Raw genomic sequence first — 10,146 nt, 5'->3', positions numbered from 1 at the left:
ACCCTGGACGGCGACCCGGTGCTGCTCGAACTGCTGCACGCGCTGTCCGAAGTGGACGCCCTGGCCACCGGTCCGGGGGTGTGGTCGGAGTGGAAGGCCCGGCTGATCGGCGATCTGGTGGCCCGGTGCCGTAGGCGGATGGCCGGCGAGTCGCACGAGGGCCCGGCCGCGATCGACCCCGCGCAGCGCGCGCTCGCCGAGACGGTCGCCGCCGCCGGCCGCCCGGACGTGATGATCGAGGGCGCCGGCGCGCTGTCGACGATCACGCTGGTCGCCCCGGACCGGCCCGGTCTGCTGTCCCGCGCGGCCGGGGTGCTCGCGCTGCACTCGCTGCAGGTGCACGCGGCGACGCTGACCAGCCATGCCGGCGCGGCGGTGGACGTGTTCACGGTCTCGCCCCGGTTCGGCTCGCTGCCCAACCCGGCCCTGCTGCGCGAGCACTTCGCCCGGGCGATCGGCGGAACCCTGGAGCTGACCGAGAAACTGGCCGCCAAGGAGCGTGACTACGGCGGCCGCCCGGCCGACGCCCCGGAGCCCCGGGCGCTGTGGTTCGACGACGAGGCCGGCGGGGAGAACTCCGGCGCCGTGGTCCTGGAGTTGCGCGCGGCCGACCGGATCGGCCTGCTGCACAGCGTCGCCGAGGCGCTGGAACGCTGCGGCGCCGACGTCCTGTGGGCCCGTGCCACCCAACTCGGCGGCACCGCCGTCGCCTCGTTCAGCCTCGCCGTCATCGGCGGCGCCACCCCGGACACGCAGTGGCGCCGCACCATCGAACGCGCCGTGCTCGCCGCCTGCTGAGTCGCGTAGTCCTACCTAGCCGGGTTGGGGGTCGTCCCGCTCAAGTTGGGAGTGTCCGGCGGGCAGGCTCGATCGCAAGAGGGAGGCCGAGACAGGGCCCGTCGAGGGGTCGGGCCCTGTCCGGGCGTCGTGCGATGCTGGAGCAGTGATCGAAGTCACTGCGGCCGGGGTGCGCGCCGGCCGGACCGACCCCGCCGAACTGACCGAGCAGGCCCTGCAGCGGGCCCGCGAGCATGCCGGGTTGGGCGCGGTCGTGCACCTGGACCCGCACGCCAGCAGCGCCGACCTGACCGGACCGCTGGCCGGGATTCCGCTGCTGGTCAAGGAGATCATCGCGGTCGCGGGGATGCCGCACACCTGCGGCTCGCGGGTGTTCGCCGGGCGGGTGGCCGGCGCGGACGCCGAGGTGGTGCGCCGCGCCCGGGCGGCCGGCGCGGTGCTCGTCGGGCTTACTCACAGCCACGAGTTCGCCTACGGCTGCACCGGGACGTCCAACGCGGCCGGCCCGTGCCGCAACCCGCACGACCCGACCCGGATGACCGGCGGCTCCAGCGCGGGGTCGGCCGCCGCGGTGGCCGCTGGCATCGTGCCGGTCGCGCTCGGCACGGACACCGCCGGTTCGGTGCGCATCCCGGCCGCGCTGTGTGGCGCCGTCGGCGCCCTGCCGGAACGCGGCACGCTGCCGATCGACGGGGTGTTTCCGCTGGCCAGAAGCCTGGACCGGGTCGGCTTGCTGACCGCTTCGGTTGCCGACGCCCGCTATGTCGCCGGGGTGCTCGCCGGCGTGGACCTGGCCGCCGAGGCGCTGTCGGCACCCCGGCTGGGGGTGCTGGCCGATCCCGAGTTGCTGGACTGCGCCGCCGAGGTGGCCGACGCCTACCGGTCCGGGTTGGACCGGCTCGCCGACGCCGGCGCCTGGGTGGTGGAGGTCAAGCCGCCGGACTGGCGGCTGCTCGCCGAGACCGCGTTCGATCTGCAGGGCCCGGAGGCCGCGGCCGTGCACAACGCGTTGGACGCCCCGCTGGAGGACTACCAGCCGGACCTTCGGCAGCGGCTGCGCGACGCGGCCAACGTGCCGGGCTGGCGCTATGTCCGGGCCCGGGAGCGGATGCCGCGGCTGGCCGCCGATCTGGGCCGCCTGTTGGCCACGGTGGATGCCGTGCTGCTGCCGACCGTGCCGATCGTGGCGCCGCCGCTGGACGCCGAGGAGGCCGACGTGGCCGGTGGCCGGCAGCCGGTGCGCGACCTGCTGCTGCGCAACAACCGCCCGCTGAACGCCACCGGCTTCCCGGCGCTGAGCGTGCCGATGCCGGCGCCTGGCCGGTTGCCGGTCGGTCTGCAGATCATCGCGACCGGCAACCGCCAGGCGTTCGCGGTCGCCGAGTGGATCGAAGCCGCGCTGGCGTCCTAGAACCGGTGGGCGAGGAAGATGTTCACCCCGCGGGCCGGGGCGCCGTCCACCGGTGCCGGGTCCTCCGGAGTCGGCGCGATCCCGTCCGCGGCCACCCGGTCCAGCGTGTGCAGCCCGGCCGGCCGGACCGATCCGAAGATCGAGTACAGCGGGCGCAGCCGGGAGTCGGCGTAGACCAGGAAGAACTGGCTGCCGTTGGTGTCCGGGCCGGCGTTGGCCATGGCCAGGGTCGCCCGCGGGTAGATCTTGCGCTCCCCGGTCGGGTCGTCCGGCCAGGGTTGCAGGTCGGTCGGCAGCTCGTCCTTGTACCGGTAGCCCGGTCCGCCCTCACCGGTGCCGCTCGGGTCGCCGCACTGCAGCACCTTCAGCGTCGGGTAGGCGGTCAGCCGGTGGCAGATCGTCCGGTTGTAGAACCCGTGCCGGGTCAGGTGCAGGAAGCTCTGCACGGTGCACGGCGCCTTGGCCCGGTCCAGGGTGAGCGGGATCGGGCCGTAGTTGGTCCACAGCAGTACCTCGACCGTGCCCCGGTTCGGGGTCTTGCGCGGGTCGGGTGGCAGGTGGACCGGGCGGGCGGCCGGTTCGTCCGGAGTCTCGATGTATCCGCACGGCCCGGGCGTGGTGCGGGCCGGGTCGGCCGACGCCGGGGTGGCCAGCAGCATGCTCGAGGTCAGAACCGTGGCCACGGCGATTCCGACGAGGCGAAGTGTTTTCCTCGACACGTCCCCACACTCTAGGACCGTTCCGGCACCCGGACGGCCATCCCGTTTTCCCAGACCGGCTACCCTCGCTTACGTGTTCGACACCCTCTCCGACCGGCTGACCGCCGTCCTGCAGAACCTGCGGGGCAAGGGCCGGCTGACCGACGCCGACATCGACACCACCGCGCGCGAGATCCGCATCGCGTTGCTGGAGGCCGACGTCGCGCTGCCCGTGGTCCGCACGTTCATCGCCAAGGTCAAGGAGCGGGCCAAGGGCGCGGAGGTGCACGCCGCGCTCAACCCGGCCCAGCAGGTTATCAAGATCGTCAACGAGGAGCTGATCGGCATCCTCGGCGGCGAGACCCGCCGGCTCAACCTGGCCAAGACGCCGCCCACGGTGATCATGCTCGCCGGTCTGCAGGGCTCCGGTAAGACCACGCTGGCCGGCAAGCTGGCCCGCTGGCTGCGCACCCAGGGGCACAAGCCGCTGCTGGTGGCGGCCGACCTGCAGCGGCCCAACGCGGTCACCCAGCTTCAGGTGGTCGGCGAGCGGGCCGGGGTGCCGGTGTTCGCGCCGGAGCCGGGCAACGGGGTGGGCGACCCGGTGGACGTCTCCCGGCGCGGGGTCGCGGAGGCCAAGCGGGCCCAGCACGACGTGGTCGTGGTGGACACCGCCGGCCGGCTGGGCATCGACGAGGACATGATGCGCCAGGCCGCGGACATCCGGCAGGCGGTCCAGCCGGACGAGGTGCTGTTCGTGGTCGACGCCATGATCGGCCAGGACGCGGTGACCACGGCCGAGGCGTTCCGCGACGGCGTCGGTTTCACCGGCGTGGTGCTCACCAAGCTCGACGGCGACGCCCGTGGCGGTGCGGCGCTGTCCGTGCGGGAGGTCACCGGCACGCCGATCATGTTCGCCTCCAACGGCGAGAAGCTCGAGGACTTCGACGCCTTCCACCCGGACCGGATGGCCAGCCGGATCCTGGGCATGGGCGACCTGCTGACCCTGATCGAGCAGGCCGAGCAGCACTTCGACGCGCAGCAGGCCGAGGCGGCCGCGGCCAAGATCGGCACCGGCGAGCTGACCCTGGAGGACTTCCTCGAGCAGATGCTCGCGGTGCGCAAGATGGGGCCGATCGCGAACCTGCTCGGCATGCTGCCCGGCGCCGGGCAGATGAAGGACGCGCTGGCCCAGGTGGACGACAGCCACCTGGACCGGCTGCAGGCGATCATCCGGGGCATGACCCCGGCCGAGCGGAACGACCCGAAGATCATCAACGCGTCCCGCCGGCAGCGCATCGCCAAGGGCTCCGGCGTCGCCGTGCGCGAGGTCAACGATCTGGTGAACCGGTTCTTCGAGGCGCGCAAGATGATGCAGCAGATGGCCGGCCGGTTCGGTCTGCCGGGCTCGCGCGGCAAGTCGGCGACCAAGCGCGGCAAGAAGGGCAAGAAGGGCAAGGGCCGCGGCCCCACGCCACCCCGGGTGCGCGGCGGGCTGCCCGGTTTCCCGGCCGGCCTGCCGGACCTCTCGGCGTTGCCGCCCAGCCTGCGTGAGCTGCCGCCCGGGCTGAACGACCTGCCGCCGGGCTTCGACCCCACCAAGTTCAAGTTCCCGAAGAGCGACCAGAACTGACGAAAGGAACCGGCCCGGCGCCAGACAGGCGCCGGGCCGGTCCGCTCCCCGGTCAGATCGCGAAGGCCTGGAACTCCGAGATCCGGACCGTCTGCGCCACCGTCGGGTTGCCGATGGTGCAGTCACTGTTCGAACGCGGGTCCGCCTGCTGCTGGCCGGCGTACGCGGGGGCGCCGGTGCACTGGTTGGCCAGCACCCTGATCATCAGATGGGTGGCGACGGTGGGCAGGATGCGGAACGACCGCATGCTCAGGTCCGGCGCCGTCGGACGCGGCACGTCCGCCGGGAATGCGTCGGCCGGGCTGACGAACACCCGCCGGTAGCTCGCCGGGTCGGCGCAGTTCAGCCCGAACTCGGCGTTGCACCCGAGCACCTCGAACTGCCGCAACGCGGTGAACCGGTTCTGCCCGCCCGGATCGGCGTCGCCCTCGATGGCCGGCCGCAGCAGGGCGCTCACCTGCACCCGGCTGACGGCCTGCGCGCGGTCACCGGCCAGGTCGACCATGACCGACTTGCCGGCCACCGGCGAGCCGATCGACGCCCAGTTGGTGCCCTCGGTGTCGTCGATCAGCCGGTTCAGGTTGACCCCGTCACCGCTGGCCGTCGCACCCTGGCTCGCCGAAGCCACGTTGCGCAGCACCACCGGCACGAGCACGGCCTGCTCACCGGCCTGCAGCCGGCGTTCCTGCCGGGTGCTGCCGACCCCGGCGCCGGTCACCACGAACGTGTACGACGCGGGCACCATCTCCACGGTGTCCGGCAGCGGTGTGTTCGGGTCGGTGTCGGCCACCGGGATCGCCCGCGCCTCGTAGTCGCCGACGTAGAGCCGAACCGGCGCGGAGCCGGCCTGGCCGATCGGGACCAGCCGCACGGTGGCGTTGCGGGCGAAGTCCGAGGCGAAGCTCGGGACCGCGTCCTGGTCGTTGGGCCCGTTGCTGGCGGCGCCGCGACCCAACCCGTGCTCGGCGAAGGCGTTCCACATCAGCGCCTGGTTGGCTCCGCCGAACCGGATCTGGTCGGCGGCGAGCATCGCGTTGCGCATGTCGACGTAGCTCACCGCGCCGGAGGCGTTGAGCAGCAACGCGTCGAACTCCAACTGGACCCAGCGCCGGTTGCCCGGGCACCGTTCCACCGGCACCGTCCCGTCCGCGCAGGCCCGCTGCAGGGTGGGCGTGCCGAGGCCGTACCGGGCGATCATCGCGGCGCGCACGTCGAAGCTGGTCGCGCTCCAGATCTCGCCGTCGGCGTGCACCTGCTGGCCGACCAGGTCGTAGGACAGGTCGCTGTAGTTGAGCGGGCTTCGGCTCATGTCGTAGTTGCGGATGCCCGCCTTGTCGTCGCCGGTGACGTAGCCGCCGGTGACGTAGGGGGTGTCGCCCTTGGGCCGGAACCCGTTCTCGTACAGGTACTCCATCGCGAACAGGTCGGAGTGCGACTCGTTCATCGCGCCCGCCTGCGCGCCCTGCCAGCCGGTGTCCGGCCCGCCGATCATGCGGCCGCTGATGGCGTGGCTGTACTCGTGCCCGATCACCGACATGTCGTAGTCGCCGTCGACGCACGGCGGGTAGAACAGGCCGGCCGCCGGCTGCCACAGGAACATGTTGGTGGTCGGCGCGACGCCGTCCGGGCCGGTGGCCTGGTTGGCGTTGTTGCGGGACGGGAAGTCCGGCGGTGCGCCGCCGACCCGGCCACCGGACTGGGCGTTGCCGCGCTCCATGTCGCCGCCCAGCCCGCCGCGGCCGTGGTTGTCGACCTGCATGTTCCAGGTCTCCTCGGTGAAGCCGAGGCGGTAGGACCAGTCGTGCATCCGGTTGTGCATGGCGAACAGGTTGGCCAGTGCGGCGTCGATGTCGTTCTCCTGCGGGGTGGCGAACACCGCCGGGTTGCACCTCGCCTGGTTCCACTGGTTGGTCCACGGGTAGGTGTAGTCGCGGGTGGGGCTGGTCCGGGCGGTCCGCGTGCCGATCGTGCCGCTGGACAGGAGGTCCCACTTCTCGTAGTTGCGGGTGGAGTTGCCGAGCGTGGTCCGGGTCGAGGCTCCGGTCGCCGGGTCGACGTCCCATGCCGCGCCGGTGTCGGCGGTGCTGACCGCGCGCTCGCAGCCGGGTCCGGGCTGGAAGCACCAGCGCACCCGGGTGTCCCGCGAGGAGTAGTCGGCCGGCGGGTTGGCCGGGAACACGTCCCACTCGGGGTTGTCCACCTCGTTGTCGACGATGTCCTCGCGGACCAGGACCGCGCCGGTCCGGGCGTCGATGTAGGTGGTGAAACCGACGAGGTTGACCTGGTCGGCACTGGTCAGCACGACCTGGTAGGCCGCGCGGGGCGCCGCGCCCGGCATCGGCACCGCGCCGAGCTTGACCCGGCTGGTGGCCAGCGCCGTGGTGGCCAGGCCGGCGTCGGCCGCCGCGGCGGACAGCGCGGCGTCGGCGGACAGGGTGGCCGCCTCGGGCGCGCCGCGGTCCGGGCTGAGCGTGGAGCTGAGGTAGACGACCGCGCCGTCCCGGATGCCGACGGCGGCCAGGCCGTCCAGCGCCGAGGGCAGCGTGCCGAACCGCTGGCGCAGCATCACGTAGGAGCCCTGGCCCATCGGCCGGTTCACCAACACATCCATGGAATTTATGGATTGCTCCGATAATCCGAATGCCGCACGGCTGGTCTGCAGAAATTCGCGGGCGATGCCGACCGGATCGGTCCCCGCGCTGGTCTTGGGCTGATTGTCGGTGCGCGGAACAAGGGTGGCCGGGGTGCCGTAGCGGTTCCACCGCACGGCGCTCGAGCGTTCCGCGGTCGTGCTGCGCTGCTGGGCGGTCGGTGCCGCGTCCGGGCCGCGGTTGTCCACGTCCCTGCTGGTGGACGCATCTCCCTGGATGTGCGCGGCCGAACTGGATGACGGCGCGGGAGCCGCCGCCGCCGGTACCGCCAGCGAGAGGATCGCCAGCACCCCCGCCGCGGTGAGCGGCATGGCTCTGCGGAGCACACGTCTTCGCATCTGGGCACGCCTCCTTGGATCGAGCCGGTGAGAATGGAACCGAAGTCGGCGAAAAAATATGACGTCCCAGCTTGCCTCTCCCGCGTAATCCATTTCCAGGGTCGAGAGCATGGTTTTCCAGCGGTTTTGTTCGCGATGCGAACGCGGGGATCGTGAGTAGCCTGTGCGCCATGACCGCACTGCGGGTGCGGGGAGTCGTGCTCCCCGATGACGAGGAACGCGAGCTCTGGATCGTCAACGGCCGGGTCCGCACCGATCCGGTGCCGGGCGCCGAGTCCATTGTGGATGGTGGCTTTCTGGTGCCGGGCCTGGTGGACGCGCACTGCCACATCGGTCTGGCCGCCGACGACCTGGCCGCCGCGCGGGCGCAGGCGCGGACCGACCGGGACGCCGGCACGCTGCTGATCCGCGACTGCGGCTCGCCGATGGACACCCGGCCGCTGCAGGAGCGGCTGGACCTGCCGCGGATCGTGCGGGCCGGCCGGCATCTGGCCCGCCCCAAGCGCTACATCCCGCACATCGGCGTCGAGGTGGACGATCCGGCTTCGCTGCCGGCCGCGGTCGCCGAGCAGGCGGAGTACGGCGATGGCTGGGTCAAGCTGGTCGGCGACTGGATCGACCGGGACCTCGGCGACCTGGCCCCGCTGTGGCCCGACGACGTGCTGACCGAGGCGATCAAGGTCGCGCACGAGGCCGGCGCGCGGGTGACCGCGCACGTGTTCGGCGCGGACGCGCTACCCGGTCTGATCAACGCCGGTATCGACTGCATCGAGCACGGCACCGGGTTGGCCGCGGACACCATCGCGGCGATGGCGCAGCGGGGCACCGCGCTGGTGCCCACCCTGATCAACATCGACACGTTCCCGGACATCGCCGCGCGGGCGGCGAAGTACCCGACCTACGCCGCGCACATGCTCGAGCTGCACCGGCGGGTCGGGGACACGGTCGCCGCCGCGATCGAGGCCGGCATCCCGCTCTACGCCGGCACCGACGCGGGCGGCGGCATCGCGCACGGCCGGATCGTGGACGAGATCATCGCGTTGCACCGGGCCGGTCTCGGCGCCGAGCAGGCGCTGGGCGCGGCGTCCTGGGCGGCCCGGCGCTGGCTCGGGCATTCGGTGCTGGACGAGGGTTCGGCGGCCGACCTGCTCGCCTTCGACGAGGATCCCCGGACCAACCTTGACACGCTGCGCACACCGTCGAGGATCATCCTGCGCGGTCGCGTGATCACATAGGAGTACGACTACTCTCGGGTACATCGCGTCGGGGTTCGGGTCCGGAGGTGACGGTTTGAGCGATGTTGCCGACCGTCGCCTCACGGAGGAGGCGACCCCGCCCGAGGAGCCGCGCCGGCAGCATCGCTGGGGTTTCGGCGCCTTCCTGGTCGTCTTCGCGGTGTTCCTGCTCTCGGCGGTGCTGATCGGCGCGATCGCCCGGGTCGAGTCGCCCGGGGGCGGGCTGTCCATGCGGGTCCTGATGATCGGCACGATGGTGCCGCCGCTGCTCGGCGCCGGGGTCGCGGTGCTGTTCACGGTGTGGCGCGGCAACGGCCCGCGGCTGGACCTGGGCTGGTCCTGGCGGTGGGCGGACATCCGGGTCGGGGTGCGGTTCGGGCTGATCGGGCTGGTCTGCACCTCGGTGGCGGCGTTCCTGTGGACCAAGGTGGTCGGCCAGCAGAACGCCACCTCGGCGCTGGGCGATCTGGTCGCGCACCAGCGGCCGTCGGTCCTGGCGGCGACCGTGATGTTCCTGTTCGTCTGGCTGGTCGGCCCGATCTGCGAGGAGATCATCTACCGGGGTCTGCTGTGGGGCGCGCTGGAACGGCTGAACTGGGGCCGCTGGTCGGTGTTCGGGCTCACCACCGTGATCTTCGCGGTCAGCCACCTTGAGCCGCTGCGCACCGTGCTGCTGCTGGTCATCGGGATCCCGATCGGCCTGGCCCGGCTGTACACCGGCCGGATCGCCGCGAGCATCGTGGCCCACCAGATCAACAACTTCCTGCCGGCGCTGGCCATCCTGCTGATCGCGTTCGACGTGATGCCGGCGTGAGCGCGGGTTCGATCGACCTGAACAGCGACCTCGGCGAGGGCTTCGGCATCTGGCGGCTGGGCGACGACGAGGCCCTGCTCGACGTGGTCAGTTCGGCGAACGTGGCGTGCGGCTTCCACGCCGGCGACCCGTCGATCATGCGCCGGGTCTGCCGGGCCGCCGCGGCGCGCGGCGTGGCCGTCGGCGCGCAGGTCTCCTACCCGGACCGGGCCGGGTTCGGCCGCCGGTTCATCGACATCGACCCGACCGAACTGGCCGACGCGGTGCTCTACCAGATCGGCGCGCTGGAGGCGTTCGCCCGGGCCGCCGGCACCCGGGTGGCCTACGTCAAGCCGCACGGCGCGCTCTACAACACCACCGTGCACCACCAGCCGCAGGCCCGCGCCGTGATCGACGGGGTGTGCGGGTTCGGCCTCCTGCCGGTGCTCGGCCTGCCCGGCTCCTGGCTGCTGCGGCTGGCCGAGGCGGCCGGGCTGCCGGCCGTGGCCGAGGCGTTCGCCGACCGCGGCTACACCCAGGAGGCCACGTGGCGCGCCGGGCGGCGCTGGGCATCAACGACCCGATCGTC

General features: G+C 72.5%; 7 protein-coding genes and 1 pseudogene. 6 read left to right on the top strand and 2 right to left on the bottom strand.

Annotated features, from left to right (window positions below):
* Nucleotides 1-798: pseudogene (locus VFO68_RS08015) on the top strand ([protein-PII] uridylyltransferase); the annotation flags it as partial.
* 145 nt (nt 799-943) lie between these two features.
* The gene (locus VFO68_RS08010) at nt 944-2,209 is read left to right on the top strand and encodes an amidase (protein ID WP_325157538.1); all 1,266 of its coding nucleotides are present in this window, start codon (nt 944-946) and stop codon (nt 2,207-2,209) included.
* Here the strand turns inward: VFO68_RS08010 and VFO68_RS08005 are convergent.
* Nucleotides 2,206-2,868, bottom strand: coding sequence for a peptidylprolyl isomerase (locus tag VFO68_RS08005; protein WP_325157540.1), 663 nt, complete (start codon nt 2,866-2,868; stop codon nt 2,206-2,208). The two genes, VFO68_RS08010 and VFO68_RS08005, sit on opposite strands and share 4 nt — an antisense overlap.
* Nucleotides 2,869-3,001: 133 nt before the next feature.
* Between VFO68_RS08005 and ffh the strand changes: the two genes are divergently transcribed.
* Entirely contained in the window at nt 3,002-4,540 is a 1,539-nt protein-coding gene (gene ffh, locus VFO68_RS08000; protein WP_325157537.1) for a signal recognition particle protein, read from the top strand.
* Nucleotides 4,541-4,592: 52 nt separating this feature from the next.
* On the opposite strand, the gene VFO68_RS07995 is transcribed toward ffh, so the two are convergent.
* The gene (locus VFO68_RS07995; RefSeq protein WP_325157536.1) at nt 4,593-7,529 is read right to left on the bottom strand and encodes a M36 family metallopeptidase; all 2,937 of its coding nucleotides are present in this window, start codon (nt 7,527-7,529) and stop codon (nt 4,593-4,595) included.
* A gap of 170 nt (nt 7,530-7,699) precedes the next feature.
* Between VFO68_RS07995 and VFO68_RS07990 the strand changes: the two genes are divergently transcribed.
* The 3 genes from VFO68_RS07990 to pxpA all read left to right on the top strand — a co-directional run.
* Nucleotides 7,700-8,764 carry an amidohydrolase family protein gene (locus tag VFO68_RS07990; protein ID WP_325157535.1) on the top strand — a complete coding sequence of 355 codons (1,065 nt, stop codon included), beginning with the start codon at nt 7,700-7,702 and terminating at the stop codon, nt 8,762-8,764.
* Between the two features lie 55 nt (nt 8,765-8,819).
* Nucleotides 8,820-9,578 carry a CPBP family intramembrane glutamic endopeptidase gene (locus VFO68_RS07985; protein ID WP_414635470.1) on the top strand — a complete coding sequence of 253 codons (759 nt, stop codon included), beginning with the start codon at nt 8,820-8,822 and terminating at the stop codon, nt 9,576-9,578.
* The coding region (gene pxpA / locus VFO68_RS07980; RefSeq protein ID WP_325157534.1) for a 5-oxoprolinase subunit PxpA at nt 9,575-10,146 on the top strand (572 nt) is incomplete at its 3' end. The genes VFO68_RS07985 and pxpA, both read left to right, overlap by 4 nt.

The sequence above is a fragment of the Actinophytocola sp. genome (assembly GCF_035712165.1).
GTDB lineage: Bacteria > Actinomycetota > Actinomycetes > Mycobacteriales > Pseudonocardiaceae > DASYTH01.
Note: the sequence above shows the minus strand (reverse complement) of the source record. Positions and strands in the feature narration are given on the sequence as shown.

What these genes read in the sequence shown, in the direction of transcription:
- VFO68_RS08005 (WP_325157540.1), bottom strand. Translation starts at nt 2,868, where the DNA reads ATGCTGCTGGCCACCCCGGCGTCGGCCGACCCGGCCCGCACCACGCCC.
- VFO68_RS07995 (WP_325157536.1), bottom strand. Translation starts at nt 7,529, where the DNA reads ATGCGAAGACGTGTGCTCCGCAGAGCCATGCCGCTCACCGCGGCGGGG.
- VFO68_RS07990 (WP_325157535.1), top strand. Translation starts at nt 7,700, where the DNA reads ATGACCGCACTGCGGGTGCGGGGAGTCGTGCTCCCCGATGACGAGGAA.